Annotated in this window: 22 protein-coding genes; 16 read left to right on the plus strand and 6 right to left on the minus strand. The window is 62.6% G+C overall.

The window, feature by feature from the left end; translation table 11 throughout:
* The first annotated feature begins 3 nt into the window (after positions 1–3).
* Entirely contained in the window at positions 4–1,353 is a 1,350-nt protein-coding gene (locus MOQ67_RS11240) for an aminotransferase class III-fold pyridoxal phosphate-dependent enzyme (protein WP_102618305.1), read from the plus strand.
* 89 nt (positions 1,354–1,442) lie between these two features.
* The gene (locus MOQ67_RS11245) at positions 1,443–2,765 is read left to right on the plus strand and encodes a hypothetical protein (protein ID WP_169883933.1); all 1,323 of its coding nucleotides are present in this window, start codon (positions 1,443–1,445) and stop codon (positions 2,763–2,765) included.
* 27 nt (positions 2,766–2,792) lie between these two features.
* Here MOQ67_RS11245 and MOQ67_RS11250 read toward each other — a convergent pair whose 3' ends face one another.
* Positions 2,793–3,551 (minus strand): IclR family transcriptional regulator, encoded by a 759-nt coding sequence (locus MOQ67_RS11250; protein WP_448675926.1) that lies wholly within the window; start codon positions 3,549–3,551, stop codon positions 2,793–2,795.
* 262 nt (positions 3,552–3,813) lie between these two features.
* On the opposite strand from MOQ67_RS11250, the gene MOQ67_RS11255 reads away from it, so the two are divergent.
* The 9 genes from MOQ67_RS11255 (at position 3,814) to MOQ67_RS11295 (ending at position 13,275) form a co-directional block, all read left to right on the plus strand.
* Positions 3,814–5,355, plus strand: coding sequence for an acetolactate synthase large subunit (locus tag MOQ67_RS11255; RefSeq protein ID WP_017846965.1), 1,542 nt, complete (start codon positions 3,814–3,816; stop codon positions 5,353–5,355).
* Positions 5,356–5,366: 11 nt separating this feature from the next.
* On the plus strand, positions 5,367–6,857 hold the full coding sequence (locus tag MOQ67_RS11260) for an aldehyde dehydrogenase family protein (RefSeq protein WP_198718403.1): 1,491 nt from the start codon (positions 5,367–5,369) through the stop codon (positions 6,855–6,857).
* A 26-nt stretch (positions 6,858–6,883) separates the two neighbouring features.
* Positions 6,884–7,678 (plus strand): SDR family NAD(P)-dependent oxidoreductase, encoded by a 795-nt coding sequence (locus MOQ67_RS11265; protein WP_017846967.1) that lies wholly within the window; start codon positions 6,884–6,886, stop codon positions 7,676–7,678.
* Positions 7,679–7,690: 12 nt separating this feature from the next.
* A complete protein-coding gene (locus MOQ67_RS11270) occupies positions 7,691–8,731 on the plus strand; it encodes a WD40/YVTN/BNR-like repeat-containing protein (protein WP_046384088.1) in 1,041 nt (346 codons plus the stop codon).
* Between the two features lie 11 nt (positions 8,732–8,742).
* Positions 8,743–9,192: a VOC family protein gene (locus MOQ67_RS11275; RefSeq protein ID WP_026140020.1), complete on the plus strand. Its 450-nt coding sequence runs from the start codon at positions 8,743–8,745 to the stop codon at positions 9,190–9,192.
* A gap of 15 nt (positions 9,193–9,207) precedes the next feature.
* Complete coding sequence (locus tag MOQ67_RS11280; RefSeq protein ID WP_046384086.1) at positions 9,208–9,810, plus strand: amino acid synthesis family protein; 603 nt, start codon at positions 9,208–9,210, stop codon at positions 9,808–9,810.
* Positions 9,811–9,873: 63 nt separating this feature from the next.
* Positions 9,874–11,481 (plus strand): bifunctional 3-(3-hydroxy-phenyl)propionate/3-hydroxycinnamic acid hydroxylase, encoded by a 1,608-nt coding sequence (locus MOQ67_RS11285; RefSeq protein WP_198718404.1) that lies wholly within the window; start codon positions 9,874–9,876, stop codon positions 11,479–11,481.
* Positions 11,478–12,257 (plus strand): 2-keto-4-pentenoate hydratase, encoded by a 780-nt coding sequence (locus MOQ67_RS11290; RefSeq protein WP_198718405.1) that lies wholly within the window; start codon positions 11,478–11,480, stop codon positions 12,255–12,257. Before MOQ67_RS11285 ends, MOQ67_RS11290 begins: the two co-directional genes overlap by 4 nt.
* Before the next feature lie 76 nt (positions 12,258–12,333).
* A complete protein-coding gene (locus tag MOQ67_RS11295) occupies positions 12,334–13,275 on the plus strand; it encodes a helix-turn-helix domain-containing protein (RefSeq protein WP_017846973.1) in 942 nt (313 codons plus the stop codon).
* Between the two features lie 7 nt (positions 13,276–13,282).
* Here the strand turns inward: MOQ67_RS11295 and MOQ67_RS11300 are convergent, their stop codons facing one another.
* The 5 genes from MOQ67_RS11300 to MOQ67_RS11320 form a co-directional block, all read right to left on the minus strand.
* Positions 13,283–14,203 (minus strand): ABC transporter six-transmembrane domain-containing protein, encoded by a 921-nt coding sequence (locus tag MOQ67_RS11300; protein WP_026140021.1) that lies wholly within the window; start codon positions 14,201–14,203, stop codon positions 13,283–13,285.
* Positions 14,191–14,553 carry a hypothetical protein gene (locus MOQ67_RS11305; RefSeq protein ID WP_017846975.1) on the minus strand — a complete coding sequence of 121 codons (363 nt, stop codon included), beginning with the start codon at positions 14,551–14,553 and terminating at the stop codon, positions 14,191–14,193. The genes MOQ67_RS11300 and MOQ67_RS11305 overlap by 13 nt, the downstream gene beginning before the upstream one ends.
* 293 nt (positions 14,554–14,846) lie before the next feature.
* On the minus strand, positions 14,847–15,950 hold the full coding sequence (locus tag MOQ67_RS11310; RefSeq protein WP_017846976.1) for an ATP-binding protein: 1,104 nt from the start codon (positions 15,948–15,950) through the stop codon (positions 14,847–14,849).
* Entirely contained in the window at positions 15,947–16,675 is a 729-nt protein-coding gene (locus tag MOQ67_RS11315) for a response regulator (RefSeq protein ID WP_102618303.1), read from the minus strand. Before MOQ67_RS11315 ends, MOQ67_RS11310 begins: the two co-directional genes overlap by 4 nt.
* A gap of 189 nt (positions 16,676–16,864) precedes the next feature.
* Positions 16,865–17,692, minus strand: coding sequence for an AraC family transcriptional regulator (locus tag MOQ67_RS11320; RefSeq protein WP_046483329.1), 828 nt, complete (start codon positions 17,690–17,692; stop codon positions 16,865–16,867).
* Positions 17,693–17,877: 185 nt separating this feature from the next.
* On the opposite strand from MOQ67_RS11320, the gene MOQ67_RS11325 reads away from it, so the two are divergent.
* The 5 genes from MOQ67_RS11325 to MOQ67_RS11345 all read left to right on the plus strand — a co-directional run bounded on the left by MOQ67_RS11325 (position 17,878) and on the right by MOQ67_RS11345 (position 24,061).
* On the plus strand, positions 17,878–19,017 hold the full coding sequence (locus MOQ67_RS11325; RefSeq protein WP_026140023.1) for a tyramine oxidase subunit B: 1,140 nt from the start codon (positions 17,878–17,880) through the stop codon (positions 19,015–19,017).
* A 31-nt stretch (positions 19,018–19,048) separates the two neighbouring features.
* Complete coding sequence (locus tag MOQ67_RS11330; RefSeq protein ID WP_017846980.1) at positions 19,049–19,471, plus strand: RidA family protein; 423 nt, start codon at positions 19,049–19,051, stop codon at positions 19,469–19,471.
* A 57-nt stretch (positions 19,472–19,528) separates the two neighbouring features.
* On the plus strand, positions 19,529–20,821 hold the full coding sequence (locus tag MOQ67_RS11335; RefSeq protein WP_198718151.1) for an NAD(P)/FAD-dependent oxidoreductase: 1,293 nt from the start codon (positions 19,529–19,531) through the stop codon (positions 20,819–20,821).
* Positions 20,822–20,855: 34 nt separating this feature from the next.
* Complete coding sequence (locus MOQ67_RS11340; RefSeq protein WP_198718152.1) at positions 20,856–21,704, plus strand: alpha/beta fold hydrolase; 849 nt, start codon at positions 20,856–20,858, stop codon at positions 21,702–21,704.
* A 221-nt stretch (positions 21,705–21,925) separates the two neighbouring features.
* On the plus strand, positions 21,926–24,061 hold the full coding sequence (locus MOQ67_RS11345) for a TonB-dependent siderophore receptor (protein ID WP_198718153.1): 2,136 nt from the start codon (positions 21,926–21,928) through the stop codon (positions 24,059–24,061).
* The last annotated feature ends 124 nt before the right edge of the window (positions 24,062–24,185 follow it).

Genomic DNA, 24,185 nt, shown 5'->3' on the forward strand with positions numbered 1-24,185 from the left:
ACCATGTACGAAAAATATAAAACCGCACAGAAGAAATTCTGGCACCCAATGAGTTCCAGCGCCCCGGCGCATCGCGCGAAGACCTTGATCATTGCCCGTGGCGACGGCAATTACATCACCGATATCGACGGCCAGCGCATGCTCGACGGCGTGGGCGGCCTGTGGAACGTCAACATCGGGCACAACCGTGCGTCGGTCAAGGCCGCGATTGCCGCGCAGCTGGATGAACTGGCGTATTACCAGACCTTCGACGGCATTGCCCATCCGCGGGTGTTCGACCTGGCCGAGCGGCTGACGTCGATGTTCGCCCAGGAGCAGATGACGCGCGTGCTGTTCAGTTCCGGTGGCTCCGATGCGGTGGAGACTGCGCTGAAAATGGCCCGCCAGTACTGGATCGCCAGCGGCGAGCCGGGGCGCACGCGCTTTTTGTCCCTGCGCAACGGTTATCACGGCGTACACATGGGTGGCACGTCAGTGGGCGGCAATGGGGTTTATCACTACAACCACGGGCCGTTGTTGGCCGGATGCCATTTGCTCGACACCCCATGGTTGTATCGCAACCCTTGGGACTGCCGGGACCCGCAAGCGCTGACCGCACACTGCATTCGCCAGCTTGAAGATCAGATCGCCTTGCTGGGCGCGCAGACCATCGCCGCGTTGATCGCGGAACCGGTGCAAGGCGCCGGTGGCGTGATCGTGCCGCCGGACGACTACTGGAAGCGCCTGCGTGAGGTGTGCGACCGCCACGGCATTCTGTTGATCGCCGACGAAGTGGTCACCGGTTTCGGTCGCTCGGGCTGCATGCTCGGCAGCCGCGGCTGGGGTGTCGCGCCGGACATGCTGTGCCTGGCCAAAGGCATCACCGCCGGTTATATCCCGCTGGGCGCAACGATGTTCAATCAGCGCATCGTCGACGCGATTGAGCACGGCGAAGGCTTCAGCAACGTGATCATGCACGGCTACACCTACAGCGGGCATCCGACCGCCTGCGCGGCCGCCCTGGCGGTGCTGGATATCGTCGAAGCCGAGGACCTGCCGGGCAACGCCGCCAAGGTCGGCGGGCAATTGCTCGAACAGCTGCAAGCACTGACCGAGCGTTACGCCGTGGTCGGTGAAGTGCGCGGCAAGGGCTTGATGATTGCCCTCGACCTGGTGGCGGACAAAACCACCCGCGAACCGCTGAACCCGGCGGCCGGGCAGCCTTTGCGGATCGCTGACGAAGCGCGTCGCGCCGGGGTGCTGGTGCGGCCGATCGGCAACAAAATCGTTCTGTCGCCACCGCTGACCCTCACGGGCGCGGAGGCCGAATTGATCGTCGCGGCGCTGGACACCGCGCTCGCCGCTTGCGGCTAGCCCTTGCGAGCCTGGCGCAGCGCGGCTGCGCCAGTGTTATGCGAATACCTAAGACAGCCTTTGAAGGCGCACCTCAAGGAGTTTCAACCATGCGGTATCCATCCCCTCCCTTTCGCCGCGGCACCCTGGCTGCCACATTGGCGCTTTGCGCCGTCGGCCAGGCCCAGGCCTATGAGATTTACAGCGACGAGAGCCGACATCTCAACGCCGATATGACCGCCGTATTCGGTCAGTTCAACAGTCGCAAAAACTATAACGGCACCCCGGGCGGTTCGACCTGGCGCGAAGGTTTCATCAAATACGGCTTGAGCGGCGACCAGGCCCTGGCGGGCAAAGGCACGGCTTATGGCGCGTTCTCGCTGGTCAGTTCCGCGACCTGGGGCGACGGTGATCCGGCCGGCAATACCCTCGGCACCGAACGCACCACGAAAATTGAAGACGCTTACCTCGGCTGGCGTTCCGGCGACCTGTTTCCGGCACTGGGCAAGGACGGTGTGGATATTTCCGGTGGGCGCCAGGTGGTCAAGCTCGGTCGTGGTTTCCTGATCAACGACGATGGGCCGAACCTGGGCAAGGGCCCGGCGGATGGTGCGCTGAACCGTGGCGGGGCCTTTTACCTGGCGGCGCGGCATGCCTTCGATCAAACCGCGGTCCTGCGCCTGGGCGGGCAGGATGGCGTGCATGGCAGCGTGTTGTGGCTCAAGTCCGACAACCGCGCCCAGGCTGAAACCGAACTGGCCGCCGGCACCCTGGATTACACCGCCAAGCCTGGCACCCTGGGGTTGACCTGGGTGCATGGCATCGATGTGAACGAGCGCTGGGCCAGTGATTTTCAGCGCCAGCGCAAAGGCATGAATGTCTACAGCGTGCGCGGCGAAGGCGATGCCGGGCTGCCGAACGTCAGCCTGGCATTCGAGTATGCCTGGCAGGACAAAGACGCCGGGCCTGAAAAAGCCTGGTACGGCGAAGCCGGCTACACCTTTGCCGACATCGCCTGGGCGCCGAAAGTCACCTATCGCTATACCCGTTATTCGCAGAAGTGGGATTCGCTGTTTACCGGGCTCAGCACGGGTTACGGCACCTGGTTCCAGGGCGAGGTGGCCTCCAACTATGCCGGCCCGTTCAACAGCAACACCGGTATCCATCACGTCGGTCTCAAGGCAACGCCATTGGAGAACCTGACGGTCGGCGCGCTGTACTTCGACTTCGATACGCTGCGCAAAAGCAATGCGCTGAACCTCGATGCGCGGGAGCTGGACGTCTACGTCGAGTGGGCCGTCAACCCGCACCTGATCGTCACGCCGCTGATCGGCCTCTACAAGCCGAAGCAGGACTCCACCAGCGGCGGCAACCAGACGGTCGGCAATGGCACCAACCTGTACAGCCAACTCACGGTCGCCGTGCCGTTCTGAGGTTGACTGCCGTCGCGTTCCTGACCCTCAGGACGCGGGGGCGCTCGGTGGGTTGCGCATGTTTTCGGCAATTCGCCGCGTGGTGTCCATCACCATTTCGATCACGGTTTCCTGACGCAGCAGCTTGAAGCTCTGGCTGCTGCCGACGGCGGACAGACTGCCGACCACCTCGTCCATATCCGGCCGGATGATGGGCGCGGCGATGCCGGTCAGGCACAGGTTGAGTTCGTCGTGGGTCAGGCAGTAGCCGTCCTTGCGGATCTTTTTCGCGGCCTTGGAGAAGCTGGCCCAGTCGTATGGGCTGTCCGGGTCGTTGGCCATGTGTTCTTCGAACAGGCGTTGCAAGCGTCGACCTTTCTGAAAGGCGATCAGCACCTTGGATTGCGCGCCGCGAAAAAACGGCAGCGGGTGTCCGCGGCCAAAGGAGAAGTGGTAGGTGTCGCTGGGTTCGGCGATGTAGGTGTTGATGATTCGCCCGTCATAAAAAACGCTGGCGAACACGGCCAGGCCGGTCTGGGCGGACAGTTCGTGCATCAGCTCGCGCCCGGCGAGGAGGATGGGGTCGTACTGGCGCATCATCCAGTCCAGTTCGATCACGCGCGGCCCCAGGCCGTAGCTGCCGGCATCCACGCGGGTCAGCAGGCCGGCGTCACACAGGTCCTTGACGTAGCGATACACGGTGGCGCGCGACAGGCCCATGCGCTCGGCGATGGTGTCCGGATCGATCTTCAACGTCTGCGGACCGAACAGGTCCAGGACACTCAACAACTTGCTCAGACTGCTCATTTCGTTCCTAGAAAAGGGGATGGCACGCGGGTGAGCACTATAGGCACGCCCGCCCGCGCTGAAAAGACGGCCGACCCGATGGGGGGCCGTCACGCCACACTATCGCAGTTAAGCGAAAAAGCAATCGTCGCCGCACTTTTCATAACCTATTAATTGGCATTTATCTCATAAATAGAGACAAATGGTAAAAAACAGCTTGTTTGATGTGATTTTGTATGTGATAAATCTCATCAAAGAAAATGCTCAAGCGAGAGGGCTGATAATGAATGGTGCGCAACTGATAGTGAATGCGGCAGCGGCAAGCGGTATCGAGTACTGCTTCGCCAACCCGGGAACCACGGAGATCCCGCTGGTGGCGGCCATGGCCAGCGCGCCCGCCCTCAAGCCGGTGTTGTCGTTGTTCGAAGGCGTCTGTACCGGAGCGGCGGACGGTTACGGCCGGATCGCCGGCAAGCCCGCGATGACGCTGACTCACCTGGGCCCGGGGTTTGCCAATGGCATCGCCAACCTGCACAACGCGCGGCGCGCCAACACGCCTATCGTCAATGTGATCGGTGACCACGCCTCATGGCACGTCAACTACGACCCGCCCCTGGCCAGCGATATCCAGGCCCTGGCCGGCACCGTGTCCGGCTGGGTTCGCACGTCGCGCACCGCCTCGGCGATCGGTGAGGACCTGCAGGAAGCCGTGCGTGCCGCCTGGCAAGCCAAGGGCCAGATCGCCAGCCTGATCCTGCCGATGGACCTGCAAGCCGCCGCGGTGACGCACAACGGTGTGTTCACGCGGATGCAGGCGCCGATCCGCCGCTTTGCCGGCGACCGTATCGAAGCGGTCGCGCAGGCCTTGCGTGATGGTCAGCGGCTGGTCTTCATCGTCGGTGATCAAGGCTTGTCGGTTGCTGGCCTGGAAGCGGCAGGGCGGCTGGCGCAATTGCCCGGTGTGCGGCTGTTCGCCGAAACCTTTCCCCGGCTCAGCTACCGGGGCGGCGGCTTGCCGGACCTGGACCGCCTGCCGTACTTCCCGGAAGTGGCCATCGAGATCCTCGAGCAGTACGACAAGGTGGTGTGCGCCGGTGTCCCGGAACCCATCAGTTACTTCGGCTACGAAGGCATTCCGTCGCGGCTGGCCGAGCGTGAGCGCTTGCTGTCGCTGGCCGAAGTCGGCGACGACGTGGCCGGGGCGTTGACCGCGCTGGCCGACGCGCTGAATGCACCGGCTTATGTGCCGACCCCGCGGGGGATCGAGCTGCCGCCAGGCGAGGCCGCGTTGACGCCGCAGTCGGTCGGCCAAGTGTTGGCCGCAGCGCTGCCGGACGACTGCATTGTCTCGGTCGAAGGGGGCACCTGCGGCTATCCGTTTTTCACCGCCTCTGCCAGTGCGGCGCGGCACCGTGTGTTGACCAACACCGGCGGCGCGATTGGCCAGGGCATTCCGGTCGGGTTCGGCGCCGCGCTGGCGGAGCCCGGTACCCGGGTGTTTTGCCTGCAATCGGACGGCAGCGCGCAGTACACCATTCAAACCCTGTGGAGCATCGCCCGCGAGCAATTGCCGGTGGTGATCCTGATCGCCGCCAACCACCGCTACGCGATCCTGCAGAACGAACTGCGCCGTTTCGGCATGACCGAACTCGACCCGCAAGCCCTCAGCCTGACCGTGCTGGACCGTCCGCGGATCGACTGGAAAGCCCTGGCCACCGGCTACGGCGTACCGGCCCGTACCGTACACACCAATGCCGAACTGCAACGGGCGCTGGCCAATGCCGCCGCCGATGCGGGCCCTTGCCTGATCGAAATGGCACTGTGAAGGAGTCGATGATGAATCAGCTTGACGTGTTACCCGCCGTCCAGGCGTTCCTGTCTCAACCCGGCCGTCTGTTCATCGGCGGTACCTGGCAAGACGCGGCCAGCGGTCGCCGGTTCGCGGTGGAAAACCCGGCCACCGAAGAAACACTCACGGAAGTCGCGCGCAGCGACGAGCACGATGTGGATGCGGCCGTAGCCGCCGCCCGCGCCGCATTCACGGGGGCTTGGGCGCAGCAGTCACCGGCCCAGCGCGGCGTGTTGCTGTTTCGCCTGGCGGACTTGCTCGACCAGCACCGCGAAGAGCTGGCGCAGCTGATCACCCTGGAAAACGGCAAGCCGATTGCCAACGCACGCGGCGAGGCGGCCAGCGCGGCCAGCATCCTTCGTTACTTCGCCGGTTGGCCGACCAAGATCGAAGGCAGCACGCTGCCGGTGTCGCCGGCCAGTGGCGCACCGATGCTCAACTACACGTTGCGCGAGCCGGTGGGCGTCTGCGCCTTGATCGTGCCGTGGAACTTCCCGCTGAACATGTGCGTGTGGAAGCTCGGCCCGGCGCTGGCCACCGGCTGTGTGGCGGTGCTCAAGCCCGCCGAGCAGACGCCGCTGGTGGCGATCCGGCTGGTGCAGTTGATCGAGGCGGCGGGCTTCCCGCCGGGTGTGGTCAACCTGATCACCGGCCTGGGCGCCGAGACTGGCGCACCGCTGGCGCAGCATCCTGACGTGGACAAGATCGCCTTCACCGGCTCGACCCAGGTCGGGCGGCTGATCGCCCAGGCGGCCACCGGCAACATGAAGAAGGTCTCGCTGGAGCTGGGCGGCAAATCACCGAACATCATCTTGCCCGACGCCGACATCGTGCGCGCCGCCAAGGGCGCCGCCGATGGGATTTTCTACAACCAGGGCCAGGTGTGTACGGCGGCATCGCGTCTGTACGTACACGCCAGCGTGCTGGATCAGGTGCTTGAAGAATTGCAGCGCCACGCTGCTGCCCATGTCCTCGGCAACGGCCTGGACCCGGCCAACAGCATGGGCCCGCTGGTGTCCGCGCGGCAGCTGGATACGGTCAAGGGCTACCTGCAGCGCGGCCAGGAGGAGGGCGCCGAACTGATTTGCGGCGGCGGCCGCCCCGAGCACCTGGAACGCGGGCACTTCATCCAGCCGAGCGTGTTCCTCGATCGTGCCGAGCGTGCCTGCGTGGCCCGCGAAGAGATCTTCGGCCCGGTGCTCACCGTCATGAGCTGGACCGACGTCGATGACCTGGTGTTGCGCGCCAACGACTCGCCCTATGGCCTGGCCGCCGGCCTGTGGACCCGCGACTTGCGCTCGGCGCACCGCCTGGCGGCGCAGCTCCAGGCCGGTTCGGTGTGGATCAACTGTTGGAACGTGGTCGATGCGGCTTCGCCGTTCGGCGGCTACAAGCAATCCGGCTGGGGCCGGGAAATGGGCAAGAACGTTATCGACGCCTACACCGAGACCAAAAGTGTGTTTGTCGATCTCGGCTGAACAGAATAATCACAAGAGGAACTGCTATGGATCTGGAATTGAAAGGCCGCGTGGCAATCGTCACCGGAGGTGGCATGGGCATCGGCAAGGAAGTTGCGCGCTTTCTGTCCGAAGAAGGCTGCAAGGTGGTGATCTGTGCGCGGCGCATGGCGTTTCTCCAGCTGGCCGCCGAAGAGATCAGCGCGCAGACCGGCAACGAAGTACTGCCGCTGTTCTGCGACACCAACGATATGTCGGCCGTGTCGGAAATGGTCGCCGCCGCGCACAAGCACTTCGGCCGCATCGACATCCTGGTCAACGGTGCCGCGGCGCCGTCGGGCGTGGTGCGCAATGACATCGAGCATGCCGGCGACGACGAGTTGCTGTCGGACCTCAACACCAAAGTGATCGGCTACTTCCGCTGTGCCAAGGCCGTGACCCCGCACATGAAGGCGGGCGGTTTCGGTCGCATCATCAACATCGGCGGCCTCACCGGGCGCAGCAGCAAAGTCCTCTCGGGGATGCGCAACCTGGCGATCGCGCACATGACCAAAACCCTCTCCGACCAGTTGGGTGCGTTCGGCATCACGGTCAACCTGATCCATCCGGGCGTGGTCGACACCCCGCACATCCGCGAGCTGTACGAGCGCGAAGGGATCAAGCAGGGCAAGACCCCGGAGCAGGTCGAGCAGGGCTACATCGACGCAACGCCGATTCGCCGCACGCTGGCGCCCATTGAAATGGGTTGGCTGATCGGCTTCCTGGCGTCCCCCAAGGCTGGCGCGGTGACCGGTGAATCCATCGGCATCGACGGCGGCCTGACCCGTGGCATCTTCATCTGAGGAGTAACTGCGATGAGTAACGGAACCCTATTAGTCGCCACCGTCGGCCAGGCCGTGATCCGTAGCGCCGACGATGGCCGCAGTTGGCATCGTCTCGGTCTCGGGCAGGATCTGGAGTTCGATGCGATCACCCGTTCGCTGAGCTTTCACCCCGGCACGCCGGACGTGATTTATGCCGGCACCGACATTGGTTTGTGCGTCAGCCACGACACCGGCGGCCATTGGCAGCAGGTCGACACGCCGTTCAACGGGCAGACCGTGTGGAAGGTGGCGGTCGACCCGCAGGATGCTCTGCGGATATTCGTCGGCACCGGTGCGCCTTCGCGCGCCGAGCTGTGGCGCACCCTGGACGGCGGCTTGAGCTGGGATCGCGCGCCGGTGGAAATCCCGGAGTTCTGTGACGGCGTCAGTCGTCCACGGTTGCTGGCCTTCGCCTACGACCCCACCGACCGCAACCAGGTGTGGTTCGGCCTCGAGGAGGGCGGGCTGTTCCATTCGCGTAACGGCGGCGAAAGCTGGATGCGCGTCGATGATCGGCTGCTGTGGGACTTCAACTCGGACATCCACAACATCCTGGTCCTGCCCAATCACGGTGAGAAAGTCATCGTGGTGGTTTGCGTCAATGCGGTTTACCGCAGCCTCGATGAAGGGCTGACCTGGACCGGCATCGTCGCCCGCGAAGCGTTTGGCCTGTATTACGCGCGCGCCATGAGTGCGCCATTGGGCACGCAGGATACGCTGTACCTGAGCATCTCCGACGGCACGCCGGGCACCACCAGCAAGATCCTGGTCTCCCATGATGCCGCGCTCAGTTGGCAGGTGTTGCCGCTGCCGCAACAGCCCAATTCCTGTGTGTGGGCTATCGCCTTCAACCCGGCGAACCCTCGGCAAATCGTCGCGGGCACCAAGTACGGCCATTTGTTCACCTCCGAGAACGGCGGTGACGGCTGGCAGAAGCAGTGGCGCGAATTCAGTGAGATCGCTGACGTGCTGTGGACCCCCGCTGTGGCGCAGATCAAGGCGGGGCATCAATCCATCGTCAAGAAAAACTGAGGTAGTGCGCGATGAAAGTCGAAGTCCTTCGTACTCACTTATCGCTATGGGTGAGTGATCCAGATGTGTCAGCACGTTGGTACGCCGACATCCTGGGTATGCACGAAAGTGCCCGTGGCGAGAGCTGGGTGATGATGGCGTTTGGCACCAAGCACCACGACATTGCGTTGATTCGTGCCGAACCCGGCGCCCATCAGGGCGGGTTGGGGTTGCAGCACTACGGATTGGAAATCGCCGGCGACATGACCACCCTGCGCCAGCTCTACGGCATGTTGCTGAGCAAAGGCGTCGAGGTGGTGAAAATCACCGATCACGAAATCGGCCATGGCGTGTATTTCCACGATCCGGATTGTAATCGCATGGAATTCTTTCTCGAGACCGAGCACGACGACGCACTTGGCAAGGCCCGCTTCAAGGCCGCCGGCGCGCCGAGCCGGAACTTTAAACTCGACCCACTTTGAATAGAGGCAGCTCTGATGAAAACCGCGAATTTCGCCAGCTATCACATCCGCAAATGGTACAGCTTCATTGAAGAAACCCTGGCCAACGAAACCGGCCAGTTGGCCGATGGCGAACCTGTGTACAAGTACGCCATCGCCGCAGTGATTGCCAACCCCTATGCCGGCCGCTTCAGCCAGACGCTGGATGCATTGGTGGACGACTCGCCGTTGCTGGGCGAAGAGTTCGGCCGGCGCATCAACGCACTGGCCGGCGAGCACGAGATTGTCAGCTACGGCAAGGCTATCCTGGTGGGCACTGAGGGCGAGTACGAGCACGGCAACGCGTTCCTGACCAACCCTGCCGCCGATCCGATCCGTGTCGCGCTGGGCGGTGGCAAATCCTGGGTGCCGTCCACCGGCAAACGTGGCGGTCCGGGTTCGACCATTGATGTGCCATTGGCTCACAAGGACGCGCTGTATGTGCGCTCCCATTACGACAGCATGTCGCTGATGTTCGGTGACGGTCCTTCGCCGGACGAGATCGTTGTGATCTGGGCCTTCGCCACGCGCGGACGCCTGCATGCACGGCTCGGCGGTTTGCAGGCGGCGGATGTGCAAGGTCTCGACGGGCTGCACTGAGCCCGGGCGCAAGGCCTTGCGTGGCATTCGATCAACACCACAACAAGAAAGCGGTGACTAGCGATGAAGCAGGACAAAACCCAGGTGGTCATTGTCGGCGGCGGCCCGAACGGGATCACGGCCGCACACTATATGGGGATGTACGGTATCGACTGCGTCGTCCTTGAACTGGCCGACGGCATCCTGCCTTATCCCCGCGCAGTCGGCATGGACGATGAAGCGCTGCGCGTGCTGCAAGGGATCGGCATTGCCGAGCTGGCCGCACGTGACATGATCTGCGATGTACCGCTGCGCTATTACAACGCGCGTGGCGTGTGTTTCGCCGAGGTCAAGCCGAGCGTCGCGCAGTACGGTTGGCCGATGCGGAACATCTTCATGCAGCAATTGCTCGAAGGCACCCTGCGCGAACATCTCGTGCAGCACGCCAGCGTCCAATTGCGCCAGGGCCATGAACTGCTCGAACTGGAGCAGGACGAGCAGGGCGTGACCTTGCAGGTGCGCGATGCCCACGGCGAGTTCTACCAATTGCAGGCGGACTATGTGATTGGCGCCGACGGCGGGCGCTCCACCGTGCGCAAACAGTTGGGCGTCGAACTGCTCGGGCTCACGCATCCGCGCAAATGGGTGGTGGTCGATACGGCCAACGACACCCTGGATGCGCCGTACACCGCCCTGCATGCCGATCCGCAACGGCCCTTCGTGTGCATCTACCTGCCTTATCAGCAGCGGCGCTGGGAGTTCATGCTGCTGGAGGGCGAAGACGAAGCGAAAATGTGTGACGAGGCGACGATTCGTGAACTGATCCGCGGCCATATCGGCGCGGCCGTGGATCAGTTGAACATCATCCGGATCCGCGCTTACACCCACCACTCCCGCGTTGCGGCGCGGTTTGTCCAGGGGCGGGTCGCGCTGGTCGGCGATGCGGCGCATATTTCGCCGCCCTGGGCCGGGCAGGGCCTCAATTCCGGCCTGCGCGACGTGGCCAACGTGGCCTGGAAACTGGCGGCGATCATTCAGGGCCGCGCGGCGCCGTCGATCCTCGCCAGCTACGACCAGGAACGCCGCGGCCACGCCACCGAGCTGGTGGCGCTGGCCGACAACATGGGCGCCGTGCTGGGGTTGACCAACCCGCTGATGGCCGGCGTGCGCGACTGGCTGTTCCAGGCGGTCAACAGTGTCGACAACCTGCGCTCGCACCTCTTGGAATTCAAGTTCAAACCCAAGGCCACCATCACCCAAGGCCTGGTCTATCACGAGCGTGCCGAGCTGCGCGAAGACGATTTGGTCGGGCAACTGTTCGTGCAGCCTTACATCGAAGATGCCCAGGGCCAACGTCGGCGCCTCGACGACATGCTGGGCAACTCGTATGCCGTGTTGGGGTACCGCACCAATCCCCGGGCGCCACTGAGCGAGGACATGGCCGCGTATTGGGCGCGTTGGAACACGCGCTTTATCCAGGTCAACCGTTCGCGCAGCGGCGTGGGGCGCAACCAGCCGCTGACGGCGATGGACGCGATCAGTGTGGAGGACGTGGATAACCGGCTGGCCGAGTGGTTCTCCAAGGTGCGCGACTGCATCGTCGTGGTGCGTCCGGACCGCTTTGTCGCGGCCATTACCACCCCAGAGCGGCTTGACGGTGTATTGCGCAAGCTGGCGGAGCAACTGTCATGAGCACGCCCGACGATGTACTCGGCCAACTGCGCCAAGCGAGGCTCAGCGCTCATGCCATAGCGCCTTTGGCACCGCAGGCGCTGGACCGGCAGCAAGGCTACGCGTTGTTGCGCCAGGCCCTGGAGCGACGCGTGGCCGCCGGGGAGAAACCGAGCGGCTGGAAGGTCGCCTTCGCCGGCCGCGCCGCGCAAGCACGCTTTGCTCTCGACGAACCGGTGTACGGCGGCCTCACGGAGGCGATGCAGGTTGAGCCGGGGAGTGCGGTGCCATTGGCGCGGCTGATCCAGCCCAAGCTGGAGGTCGAACTGGCGTTCGTCTTCGGGCACGCGCTGGCGCCGGGAGACTACCGCGACCAGGACATTCTGACGGCCATCGCCGAGGTGGCGCCCGCGTTCGAAATCGCCGACTGCCGATGGCAAGGCTGGCGTTTCGGGCTTGGCGCCTTCCTCGCCGATAACGCGGCGGCGGGGCTTTACTGTGTGGGGCCGAGGTCGCCGTTCGAGCCGCAACAGCATGCCTGCGTGCCCTATCGTCTGGAGCACGAAGGGGTTCACCTGGGCAGCGGCGATACGCAGGCTCGGGAAGACAACCCCCTGTTCAATCTGTGCTGGTTGGTGCGCCGGCTCCTGGCGGACGGTCACCGTATCGAGGCTGGGCAGGTGGTGCTGTCGGGCGCGTTGCTGGCACCGATCGATATACAGCCGGGAACCTATCGTCTGCAGATGCTTGGCACGGAACTGGCTTTGATTTTCCAGGCGGACACTGTGCCCGTGTGAATGCCAGCTGCCGTCAGGGATGACTGAGCCCCCTTCAGGCCAATGACCAGACACAGGCCGCCGAGGAACGACGAATATGCTCGCTGAAGTCCGAACCTTCAATGATCCTCAACAGCACGCCGGCTCGATCCAGGGCTGGCAGCAGATCTACGACCAACTGGGCCGTGGCTGCCTCACCAGTGAACTGCGCCAGTTGTCCTGCGATCGCTTCCAGATCTTCCAGGAGGTGCTGGACAAGCGTGTGGTGCAGCATGGTTCCTCGCCCAAAGGCCGGTTGTGCGCCGCCATGTCATTGGGCAGCGCACCGGTGGTGCAAGGGCAGCAAGTGGACGCGCAGAGCGTGGTGCTGCTGCGCGATTCAGAGGAGTTCGTATTGCATGCCCCGGAAGGCACGCATTTTTTCGCGATCAACGTCGACGCGGTACGCTTTGCCAAACTGGCGGCTTTCGAGTTATCCGGCGAGCAGCTTAAACGCCTGACCACTGTGTCTCAGCTGCGTGTGGATGAGGCGTTACTGCTGCGTATACACCAGCGTATCCACCCGTTGTTTCGTCACCTTTTGGAACATACCGACGCGATCAGCGCCGTCTCGGAAAAGATCCTGGAAGATGAGCTGCTCGGCACCTTCCTGGACCTGTTCACCCATGCCAGCGACGAGGTGCGTTGCCGGCGCGGCAATTTCGCCGTCAGTGCCTACCTGGTCCGGCGTTGCCAGGAGTTGATCGTTGCCAGTGGCGATACCCCGTTGAGCATCCTCGATCTGTGCGAGCAATTGCGCGTCAGCCGCAGGACCCTGCAGAACAGTTTTCAGGCGGTGACCGGCCTGCGCCCGGTCGAGTACCTGCGCAATCTGCGCCTCAACGCGGTCCGGCGGCGGTTGATCGCGACCGCGGCCAGTGAGAAAAACGTCGGTGAGGTCGCCGTGGCCATGGGCTTTTTTCACCTGAGTCACTTCGCGGCGCATTACCGCGAATTGTTTGGCGAGTCGCCCTCGGAAACGCGCAGGGCCGAGCGCTGATGCGCGATCAGTCCGCCGCCTCGCCAAGCCCTGGGTTCACGCGCTTGCCGATGTCCTTGAGCCGCGCCAGTTGGTCGATCATCGCGGGGGCTTCATCCAGGCAACTGACGAAGGTCCACAGGTAAGTCATCACCGCATAGATATGCCCGGCTTTTACGGCCGGCGACAATGCCAGTTGCGTGATAGCAACCACAAACAGCAGCGCCGCCAGAATGCCAATGGACAGGAAGGCGATGGCCTCACGGTCCGACAAGCGGATCCGCAGTCGCGACAGCAGGCGATAATGACGGTGCAGGGTATGCGCGCCGACGGCTTCCACCATGCCGATTTCCTTTTCCAGGCGATTGTTCAAGCGCTCATGCAAGCGCTGGTTACGTCGGGCGAAGCCGGGCATCACGGTGACGCACAGCAGCAGCGCGAGCAGGCATGCCACGCCAACCCAAGGCTCGATCACCAGCAACATGCCGGCCGCGCCAATGATCGAGACCAGCGCGGTGGCGATGATCGGCACGTGCTTCTCGAAAAAGTCGACGAAGTCCCGCGCTAGCACCACCCGCGCCGCCGCCTTGGACGTGCTCTGGCGTTCCAGGCGCTGATTGAGGATCACCGGCACCGCAAGATCGGCGTAGATGCGCGTAAAGGTGCGCGTATCCAGCGCGCGCCGCGCCGCCCCCACCACCCAGAACCCCAGCACCACGCCGGCATAGAGCAGCGCGCTGGCGGCATCGCCACGGATGATCGAGTCCACGGCAAACCCGGCAAACAGCGGGTAGGCGAGCAGCAGTGCATTTTCCAGCGCCACCAGCGACAAGGTCGCAAACAGCTTGCCGGGGTAGGCCCTGGCAATGGCCTTGAGGGTTTGGCTGGCGGATTGCTGACCGAGCTTTTTGCTTTCTTCGAGCACAATCCTAGGGGTTACGGACGGCATGGGCCACCTGTCGAGCGCATCATGGGAGGATAGATACCGCGGGCGACGCCGAGCAGATAGCGCGCCTCCTCGGTCATCAATAACAAATTGATCTGCACTTCTTCGATAACGATTTCCATGGCGATCAATATGCAAATGGCCGGCGCTGTAATCAGCCAGTGACAATAAGACTGTGTGATCAACGACGCGCACACACCAATCAACCACAATGCCAATACGCAATGCGGCGCGTACTTCTGCAGGGGAATCCAGAAGCGCTGCAACTTTCGCAGTTTGAGTGTGTAGAGCGTCAGTGACGCTTCCAGCTGTTTCGAGTCAACAAGGGGGCGAGCGGAATGCAGAGTCGGCATAACAGTTGTCCGCGTAAAACATTGAACGTCATTTGCCAGGTGTTGCTTCATTGTCCCGGCGCCCGTGGCCTGGAAGGGTTTGATTGAACCAGGCAAGATTGATTGCTGTGATTTCGACCCATTCGCCCTGAGTTGGCATCCTTTCGCAGCTCTTGAACGCGATACAACATCCTTGTGAGTTCAGTAAGGCAAAGTGGCGATATTTCGTGGCTCTATTAACTATAAAAATAGAGAGGCGCATGCCATCACCTTTGTCGGTTTGAATATTCAAGCGAGTTTGGCGTTATATGCAGTTACACCTCAGTAGACTCCGTGTCGGTATCCAGGCTCTGCGTTGTTGTTGGCCAACTGAGTTCAAACACGGTGCCGCCATTAATCGATGTCCGACAGCTCACCGTGCCGCCATGGGCGATGGCAATCGCGCGCACCACGGCCAGGCCCAGCCCACTGCCTCCCTGGGCACGGGAGCGAGAACTTTCGCCGCGCTGGAACGCATCGAAAATATACGTCGCGAAAGCGTCGTCCACCCCCGGCCCCTCATCCGTGACTCTCAGGAAGTTGCGCGAGTGTTGGCTGCCGAGTTGCACCCAGACGTTGCCTGGCGTCGCATGCCGGCGGATGTTGTCCAGCAGCGCCAGCAACGCCTGGCGAATCCGCGCGCGGTCACAGCGTATCGGCCCCTTGAGCAGGTCCAGGTGCAGCACGAAGCCGGCGCTGCGCAGGCTCGATTCGAACAACCGTGCTTCGGCTTCGAGGTCGGTGGCCAGGTCGGCGTAGTCGGGTTCGAGCTTGAGGTAGCCGCTGTCTCCCAGGCCGACCACGCGCAGGTCTTCAACCAGGCGCGTCAACCCTTCCACTTGCGTCAGCAGGCTGTAGAACTGCGCGGTGTCCGGCTCGAACACACCTTCGGCCAGCCCCTGCAGGCGGCCGCGCAAGATGGTCAGCGGCGTGCGCAACTCATGGGCGATCGCTGCGTTCCAGAACGCCTGTTCTTCGGCCATGCGTTTCAATCGGTTGGCCATGCTGTTGAAGTCATCCACTAATAAGGCGGCTTCGCCCAAGGATTGATCCGGCGCCACTGCGCGGGCATCCAGGTCGCCATCGGCCAGCCTGCGCAGGCTGGCCGCCACCGAGTTCAAGGGCATCAGAATGCGCCGGGACAACTTGATCGCCGCTGCGACGCCGACACCCAGGCTGACGCAGGTGATCAGGCTCATCCAGGCCCACTCCATGCCGCTGGGCAGCCACTCATCCATTTCCGCGTCGCTCAGCGGAGCAAACGACCACAGCAGCCCATAAAAGACATAGGTCCCGACAATCGCCAGGGTTATCACACACAGGACCACGGCCGACATCGACAGGATAATCTGCCGACTCAAGCTGTTGGCGCCTTTCATGGCAGGCTCCCGAACCGGTAGCCGACCCCGCGGATACTGGCCGGTACGCCTTGCAGTCCGAGGTCCTCGATTTTCCTGCGTAATTTGCTGATATGGCTGTCGACCGTGCGCTCCAGGCTGTCGCTCTCGGGCGAGCAGAGGGCCAGCAACTCGGCGCGGCTGAACACGCGCCGGGGCGCCTTTGCCAATTGCGCGAGCAACTTGAATTCGGTCACGGTCAGGTTCAATGGGTGTTTCTGCCCGTCGATGCTGACGCTCACGTCATGGTTGTCGATGTCGATTTCGAAGGCGTCCACGCGCAGCACGCTGCGCCCCGTCAAATAGCCATTGTCGACGCAGCGGCGCAGCACCGCCTGGGTTCTGGCGACGACCTCGGCCGGGTTGAACGGCTTGACGATGTAATCGTCGGCGCCAATACGCAACCCCATGAGTTTGTCCACGTCCTGGTCCTGTGCGGTCAGCATGATGACCGGCGTGTTGCCGCGGTGACGAACCTCCGCCAGTACCATCCAGCCATCCAGTTTCGGCATCAGTACATCGAGCAACACCAGGTCGGGCTTGAGCGTTTGGTGCAGTTCGAGTGCGCGACGGCCATCCTGCGCATGCGCGGTTTGAAAGCCGGCGCGTTTGAGATAGGCCGTGAGGATATCGGCGATTTCCGGTTCGTCTTCGGCGATCAGGATCAGTGCCTGATTAGCGGTTGATGTAACGAGTGATTCGGTCATGTTCTGCTCGGTCGATGTGCCCTGTGCTGCCGGACAATGCTGCAACGGCGCGCGGTTTTCTGGCAACGGGTTGGATGATGCACGGCAAGCATGCACTTTCAGCGTAGGCTTTATGGAGAAATGATGGAGACGCAGGTTTATTTTTCGTCGCGCGGGGGAGGGGGGTGAACGCTGCCTGATGCGGCGCGTTCAGGCGAAGCTGATGCGGTCGCTGTAGGCGTTCTGCACAATTTTGCGCTGGTAGTCACAGGGTGTCGTACTGACCAGCTTCTTGAAGTCGCGCAGGAAGTGTGACTGATCGGAGAAGCCCAGGTCCAGCGCCAGTTCCGAGAAGGATACATCGTGCTGGGTGTTCAATGTTTCCAGGGCCGCCTGGCAGCGAATGATGCGGCAAAAGATCTTCGGCGACATGCCGGTGTCCTGGCTGAACTGGCGATGGATGGTGCGGCTGGTGTAGCCGCTGAGGTCTTCAAGCTGCTGAATGCGCAGGTCACCGCGATGCACCAGGGCCTGTTGAATCACCATCGCCGTCAGTTTCGAGGTCCTGCCCATCAGGCGCGGGGCCAGGTAGTCATTGAACAGCCTCATCTGCTCTTCCAGCCGTGGGGTTTGCACGATGTTCTCGAACATGCGCTGGGCAAACCCCGAGACCTTGAGCAGATCCAGCTCCTGTTCGGTCAGGTCCGCGGCCAGCACATTGATGAAGCCTGGAATGACCCCCGGTGAAAAGCGCACGCCAAAGTAGTGATGATGCTGATGCAGTTCGACGCGCTGCGCCTCCAGCGGCGTGCCGCAGATCCGCACGGTGGGACGTGTGGTATCGCAGTCGAAAACAATGTCCACGCAGCCATCCGGCACCGCCAGCACGTCGGTCGATTGGGCGACATCGAAGGCATAGAAATGCGAGATCGCCGGGTGCTCGGAAGGCATCACCGAATACCGCGATGAGTTGAGTACGAACCAGGGTTGTTCGTAGGCGGTTGGGTGCCGCGGCCTCGGCGCACACAGGTTGACCATGACGGAACCTTCGATTGGCAATATGCGCGAATATTCAGGCATTTATCGCGCCAACTCAGGTGCCCGCGGCAAGCGCCGATGTCCGAAATTTACAATACCGCCGATAAGCCCAGCCCGATACTCGGACTCGACAGCGTGGGAGCCGCGCCTACCGCAGCGATATCACCTTCAGCCCGAGAATAATTATGTCCACGACTACAAAAATAGACTTCATCTACCTGTCCGAGCAGGACATGATCCGCGCTGGCGTCACCGACATGCTTGCCTGTGTCGACACCATGGAAGAGATGTTCGGCCTGCTGTATATCGGCGATTACCGCATGGCGGGCCCGAACAACGATTCCCACGGCGCGATGGTGATTTTCCCCAAGGAATCACCATTCCCGAACATGCCCAAACCCACCGCTGACCGACGCATGATGGCGATGCCGGCCTACCTGGGCGGCAACTTCTGCACCGCCGGCGTGAAGTGGTACGGCTCCAACATCGCCAACCGCGACAAAGGCCTGCCGCGCTCGATCCTGATGTTCACGCTCAACGACCCCGACACGGGCGCACCGCTGGCGCACATGTCGGCCAACCTGCTGTCGGCGTATCGCACCGGCGCGATTCCCGGCGTGGGCGCGCGCCACCTGGCCCGCAAGGATGCCAAAGTCGTCGGCCTGCTGGGCCCGGGGGTGATGGGCAAGACCACGCTGGCCGCTTTCATCGCGGTGTGCCCGCAGATCGATACCTTGAAGATCAAGGGACGCGGCGAGAAAAGCCTCAACGATTTTATTGCCTGGGTAAAGCAAACCTACCCACAGGTGACCACGATAAAAGTCGTCGACACCCTCGAAGATGTGGTCCGCGACGCCGACCTTGTTACTTATTGTAGCTCCGGTGAGGTCGGCGACCCCTCGAACTACCCAATCGTTAAGCGTGAGTGGGTCAAACCGGGCGCCTTCATGGCGATGCCGGCGTCCTGCTCCCTGGATGAAGGCATGGAGAGCTCCGAGGTGCGCAAGGTGCTGGATAACACCGGCCTCTATGAAGCCTGGTTCGAAGAGTTGCCCAAGCCCGCGCACCACTGCGTACCGGTGATCGGTGTGCGGTTCATGGACATGATCGCCGAAGGCAAGATGCAGCGCGACGAGCTCGAAGACATCGGCAAGATCGTTGCCGGCGATGCCCAGGGCCGCCGGAACGATGAAGAGATCATCATCATGTCGGTGGGCGGCATGCCCGTGGAAGACGTGGCCTGGGGCACGGTGGTGTACCGCAATGCCATCGCAAAAGGCATCGGCGTGAAACTGAATCTATGGGAAACCCCCGCGTTGCGCTAAGCCACCCTTATCCATCTGAAGAGGCAACGACATGACCAAAATCATCAAGCTCAAGACCGGTTCCCCGTTTGAAGACCAAGCCAGCTATTCACGCCTGGTGGTGGTGGACAACTGGATCTATGTCTCCAATACCGCAGGCCGCAACCCGCAAACCAAGTTGATCCCCGAGGACATCCTCGAACAGACGCATCAGGTATTCGCCAACATCGAAACGGCCCTCGCCGCCGTCGACGCCAGCCTGGCCGATGTGGTGTGCTCGCGGGTGTTCATCCAGGACCCCAAGGACGTTCCGGCGGTCATGGGTCTGATCGGCGAGAAGTTTCGCGGTGTCGATCCGGCCAGTACCGTGACCTGCCCGCCGTTGGGCTCGACGGTCTACAAGGTGGAACTGGAAGTGACGGCCTATCGCAACGCCTCCAAGGCGCAGGTCGAAGTCATCCGCCTGTCGCAATGACTGCTACGCGGCCGTGCGCTTGCGCGGCCGACCTCAATCGCTCACAGAGTCTTGATCATGGCCCCGACTATAGCGCCCGTGAACACGTCAACTACGTTCCCCTTCGCGACGTCCGTCGTCATCATTGGCGGCGGGATCATCGGCTTGACGGCTGCGCTGACATTGGCCGAACGCAATATCGCGGTGGTGGTGCTGGAAAAAGGCCGTATCGCCGGCGAGCAGTCCTCACGCAACCTCGGCTGGGTGCGCAAGACCAGCCGGCACGCCGCCGATATTCCCCTGGCCCTCGCCGCAGATCGCTTGTGGGCGCAGATGCCTGAGCGGGTCGGCGCCGACGTCGGGTATCGGCAAGAGGGCATCATGTTCCTGGGCCGCAACGAGGTGCAGATGGCGATGCATGAAAGCTGGCTGAAATCGGTCGAACATCTGTCCCTCGACTCGCGGTTGCTGAGCCAGCGCGAGATCGCGCAACGGGTGCCGGGCGGCGTGGCTGACTGGGCCGGCGGTATCTTTACGCCATCCGATGCGCGGGCCGAGCCGACCCTGGCCAGCAGTGCGATCGCCAAGGCGGCCATGGCCAAGGGCGTGGTGATCATCGAGCAGTGTGCGGTGCGTACACTGCAGATGTCCGCCGGTAAGGTCAGTGGGGTGGTCACTGAAAAGGGCGAGATTCGCTGCGATCAGGTATTGCTGGCCGGGGGGATGTGGTCGCGGCGCTTTTTGGGCAACCTCGGCGTGGCGTTGCCGACCTTGGCCTTGACCTGTTCGGTGCTGCGCACGCATCCGATGGACGGGCCTACGGAGATCGCCGTGGGCGCGCCGGACTTTTCCTTTCGCAAGCATAAGGACGGCGGTTTCATCATTACCCAACGCGGCAAATTGGACGCCTACCTGACCCTCGATCACCTGTTGCTCGCCAAGCAATACATGCCGCAGTTTCGCGCGCAGCGCAGCGTGTTGAACGTGTCGCTGGGCAAGTATTTCTTTAACGACCTGGCGCTGGCCCGGCGTTGGTCGGCCGACAGTATCAGCCCGTTCGAACGGGTACGGGTGCAGGACCCGGCCGCCAACCCGCGGCTCAACAACGATGCGATGAACAACCTCAAGGCCGCCTGGCCGGTATTCGAGCAGGCGCGGATTGCCCAGGCCTGGGCGGGCACCATCGACGTGACGCCGGACTCGAACCCGGTGATTGGGCCGGTCGCGCAAATTCCCGGGTTGACCGTCGCCACCGGTTTCTCGGGGCACGGTTTCGGCACCTCGCCGGCGGCCGGCCATCTGGCGGCGGATATCGTCAGCGGGCATACCCCGATCATCGATCCGAGCCCGTATCGTTTCGATCGTTTCTAAGCCGGCCCAAGCCCAGCCTTCATGGAGCACAACGATGTCGCCTGCCAGCTGTTTTTTTACTAATCGCACAGGCTTGCGCCTGCATTTTCTGCAATGGGGCGAGCCGAGCGGCGTGCCTCTGGTTCTGCTGCACGGCTTGCGGGCCTATGCGCAGACCTGGGAGTCGCTGGTGCAGGCGTTGGGCCCCGGTTACTGCGTTTACGCCCTGGACCAGCGCGGTCGCGGGTTGAGCGATTGGGCCACGCCGAGCAGCTACCACACGCAATCTTATGTGGAGGATGTGGAGGACTTTGTCGCCCACCTCGGTTTGCAACGCTTCGTGTTGCTGGGGCATTCGCTGGGTGGCGCCAATGCCCTTGAATATGCACGGCAAAACCCAGGGCGTTTGCACGGGCTGATCATCGAAGACATCGGTCCCGGCTCCTCGAGCCAGGGCGACGGCGCGGCGCGTATTCGCCGTGAAATGAGCCAGACGCCGTTGCACTTCGACAGCTGGGCGAGCGCCCGCGCTTTCTGGCAGGCGTCGCGCCCGGGCTTGTCGGAGCAGGGCCTCGCTTCCAGGCTGGCGCATTCGATGAAAGCGCACGAAGGGCTGATCAGCTGGCGGCACGATCAGCAAGGCATCGCCGAGGCGCGCCTGAGCATCGAGCCGACCGACCTGTGGCCGGCGGTGCGGGCCTTGGACTGCCCGACCCTGTTCATTCGTGGCGGGCGTTCGGACTTCCTGCCCACCGCGACGCTGCAGGCGATGCGTGACAGCAATCGGCAGGTGCAGACGGTGGAAGTCGCGCACGCCAGTCACTATGTCCACGACGATCAGGGCGAGACGTTCAACCGGCTGGTCGCTGACTTTCTCGCCAGCCTCACGACTCCGAGCCCATGAAGGCAAGCGCCAGCACTGCCGTGGCAGGCGGCCATGGCAAAAGCGAACCACTCTAGCGAGTGGTTTTTTTTGCCTGGATTTTTACGCGGTTGATACAAAGCTGATACGCGAAAAACAGTTAATGAGAATCCATGTCATGCGCGAATGGTTTGGTATATCATGCGCCGCGAATTCTTGGCAGGTTTGCCTGCGCGTCGGCTCATCCATGAGGTCCAACATCCATGCGTCACACCCTGATTTCCCTCTGCGTGCTTCAGGCGTTTACTCCTTTTGCCTGGGCGCAGGTTGCCGCCTCTGAACAAAGCAGCCTCGAGTTGCAGGCGACCACGGTCACCGGCGAAATGGACTACGAGACGGCTCAAGGGCCGGTCAAGGGCTACCGCGCAACACGTTCAGCCAGTGCGACCCGCACCGACACTTCGATTCATGAAACGCCGCAGTCCATCAGCGTAGTGCCCAAGGACGTGGTCGAGGACATTGGTGCGACTCGCCTGCAGGAAGCCCTGGACTACGCGGGCGGCGTCGGCCGGGCGAACAACTTCGGCGGGCAAGGGCTTACCAGCTTCACCGTGCGAGGCTTTACCACTGCCGAGTTCTACCGCAACGGTTTCCCGATCAACCGCGGCTATCCGAGCATGCCCGACGCCAACAGCATCGAGCGCCTTGAAGTGTTGCGCGGGCCGGCGACCATGCTGTATGGCCGTGGCGATCCCGGTGGCACCTTCAACGTGGTATCCAAGCAGCCGCTGGCCGAGCCCACGGTCACGCTGGGTAGCCAATTGAATGACCAGGGCATGAAGCGCGGCACCCTCGATGCGTCCGGCCCGCTGGATGAGCAAGGCGCGCTGGCCTATCGTCTGAACGTGGTGGGCGAGGGCGGCGACACCTTCCGCGACCATGTCTCGAGCGAACGCTACGGCGTGACTCCGGTGTTGACCTGGCAGGCCAATGACGCCACCAAGGTGATCTTCGAAGGCGACTTCATGCGTAACAATCGCCCGCTGGATCGCGGCCTGACACGCTTCGCCAACCAGCGTGGGACGCCGTCCCGTGACACCTTCTGGGGCGAGAAGTACGCCGGCGACCTGCACAACGATAACAACATGGCCCAGTTGCGCTTCGAACATCTGCTCAACGACAACTGGACCCTGGGCGGTGGTTTCCAGTGGCTGGACGGGACGATGAAGGGCAATGGTGTCGAGGCCAACGGCGCGACCAGCCTGGATGCCGATGGCCGCACACTTCAGCGCAACTTCAACTACCGCAAGCTGGAATGGACCGACAAGGACTACCAACTCAACCTGACCGGGCACTTCTCCACCGGCGGCTTTGCGCACACCTTGCTCACTGGCATCGAATACGAAGACTACGACTACAAGTCGATCATCCAGCGTTCCAGCGGCGTGGCGGGGACCTTTCCGATCGATATCTACAACCCGGTCTACGGCCAGCCTCGTCCGGCGCTGACCCGCACGCCGACACACGATAAAGAAAACCTCAAGACCTACGCGGCCTTCGTTCAGGACCAGGTGGCACTGACCGAGCGCTTGAAAGTCCTCGCCGGTGCGCGCTTCGAGCGCTTCGAGCACGATTACGAGTCCTACGTACCCGGTGTCAGAAGCTGGAACGCCGCCGACAACGCCGTCACCCCGCGCGTCGGCGTGATGTATGACCTCACCGACACCATCGCGCTCTACGCGGATGCCGCGCGCTCGTTCAAGCCCAACACTGGCGCCAGTCGTCAGGGCGGTGGGTTCGATCCGGAGAAGGGCAAGTCCTACGAGATGGGCGTGAAGTGGGAAGCGCTTGACCGACAGTTGAGCGTCGATGCGGCGATCTACCAGATCGAGAAGAAAAATGTCCAGGGTGTCGACCCCTTGAACTCCGACTTCAATGTCGCGACGGGCCAGGTCCGCAGCCGCGGCTTTGATCTGAACGTGGCCGGCAACCTGACGCCCGAGTGGCGGATGATCGGCGGCTATGCCTATGTGGATGCCGCCGTCACCAAGGACACCACTGTCCGTACCGGAACGCGTTTGGCCAACATTCCACGCAATAGCTTCAGCCTGCTCAACGTGTATGAGTTCCAGGATGGCGCGCTCAAAGGCTTGGGCCTCGGCGCCGGTGGCAAATACGTGGCCGAGCGTGCCGGGCAGACGGCCAACAACACGTTCGCGATGGACGCCTACACGGTCGTCGACCTGCTCGGTTACTACAAGGTCAACGAAAAGGTCAGGCTCAACCTGGACGTGAAGAACCTGTTCAATCGCGAGTACGAAGAGGGCTCGTTCTTGAACTTCTACGCCTACCCTGGCGAGCCGCGCACGGTGCAAGTGGGTATTTCCTACACTCTGTAGAGCGGTCAGCGCTCGGCGCGATGTGCCTCGTCGGTTGATCCGGTGGTATGCCGGGCGAAGATCACGCTCCACACTTTTTGGCGGCCTGTAGGGAAACCCCTACAGGCTCCGAAAATCCCTCGCG

It is taken from the genome of Pseudomonas sp. LY-1, assembly GCF_053502595.1.

Bases quoted from the DNA above. Each gene is read 5' to 3' on its own strand.
- MOQ67_RS11250 (WP_448675926.1), bottom strand. From the start codon at position 3,551: ATGAGCAGTCTGAGCAAGTTGTTGAGTGTCCTGGACCTGTTCGGTCCG.
- MOQ67_RS11265 (WP_017846967.1), top strand. From the start codon at position 6,884: ATGGATCTGGAATTGAAAGGCCGCGTGGCAATCGTCACCGGAGGTGGC.
- MOQ67_RS11275 (WP_026140020.1), top strand. From the start codon at position 8,743: ATGAAAGTCGAAGTCCTTCGTACTCACTTATCGCTATGGGTGAGTGAT.
- MOQ67_RS11300 (WP_026140021.1), bottom strand. From the start codon at position 14,203: ATGCCGTCCGTAACCCCTAGGATTGTGCTCGAAGAAAGCAAAAAGCTC.
- MOQ67_RS11320 (WP_046483329.1), bottom strand. From the start codon at position 17,692: ATGGTCAACCTGTGTGCGCCGAGGCCGCGGCACCCAACCGCCTACGAA.
- MOQ67_RS11280 (WP_046384086.1), top strand. From the start codon at position 9,208: ATGAAAACCGCGAATTTCGCCAGCTATCACATCCGCAAATGGTACAGC.
- MOQ67_RS11310 (WP_017846976.1), bottom strand. From the start codon at position 15,950: ATGAAAGGCGCCAACAGCTTGAGTCGGCAGATTATCCTGTCGATGTCG.
- MOQ67_RS11315 (WP_102618303.1), bottom strand. From the start codon at position 16,675: ATGACCGAATCACTCGTTACATCAACCGCTAATCAGGCACTGATCCTG.
- MOQ67_RS11295 (WP_017846973.1), top strand. From the start codon at position 12,334: ATGCTCGCTGAAGTCCGAACCTTCAATGATCCTCAACAGCACGCCGGC.
- MOQ67_RS11240 (WP_102618305.1), top strand. From the start codon at position 4: ATGTACGAAAAATATAAAACCGCACAGAAGAAATTCTGGCACCCAATG.
- MOQ67_RS11330 (WP_017846980.1), top strand. From the start codon at position 19,049: ATGACCAAAATCATCAAGCTCAAGACCGGTTCCCCGTTTGAAGACCAA.
- MOQ67_RS11255 (WP_017846965.1), top strand. From the start codon at position 3,814: ATGAATGGTGCGCAACTGATAGTGAATGCGGCAGCGGCAAGCGGTATC.
- MOQ67_RS11340 (WP_198718152.1), top strand. From the start codon at position 20,856: ATGTCGCCTGCCAGCTGTTTTTTTACTAATCGCACAGGCTTGCGCCTG.
- MOQ67_RS11325 (WP_026140023.1), top strand. From the start codon at position 17,878: ATGTCCACGACTACAAAAATAGACTTCATCTACCTGTCCGAGCAGGAC.
- MOQ67_RS11345 (WP_198718153.1), top strand. From the start codon at position 21,926: ATGCGTCACACCCTGATTTCCCTCTGCGTGCTTCAGGCGTTTACTCCT.
- MOQ67_RS11285 (WP_198718404.1), top strand. From the start codon at position 9,874: ATGAAGCAGGACAAAACCCAGGTGGTCATTGTCGGCGGCGGCCCGAAC.
- MOQ67_RS11290 (WP_198718405.1), top strand. From the start codon at position 11,478: ATGAGCACGCCCGACGATGTACTCGGCCAACTGCGCCAAGCGAGGCTC.
- MOQ67_RS11335 (WP_198718151.1), top strand. From the start codon at position 19,529: ATGGCCCCGACTATAGCGCCCGTGAACACGTCAACTACGTTCCCCTTC.
- MOQ67_RS11305 (WP_017846975.1), bottom strand. From the start codon at position 14,553: ATGCCGACTCTGCATTCCGCTCGCCCCCTTGTTGACTCGAAACAGCTG.
- MOQ67_RS11260 (WP_198718403.1), top strand. From the start codon at position 5,367: ATGAATCAGCTTGACGTGTTACCCGCCGTCCAGGCGTTCCTGTCTCAA.
- MOQ67_RS11245 (WP_169883933.1), top strand. From the start codon at position 1,443: ATGCGGTATCCATCCCCTCCCTTTCGCCGCGGCACCCTGGCTGCCACA.
- MOQ67_RS11270 (WP_046384088.1), top strand. From the start codon at position 7,691: ATGAGTAACGGAACCCTATTAGTCGCCACCGTCGGCCAGGCCGTGATC.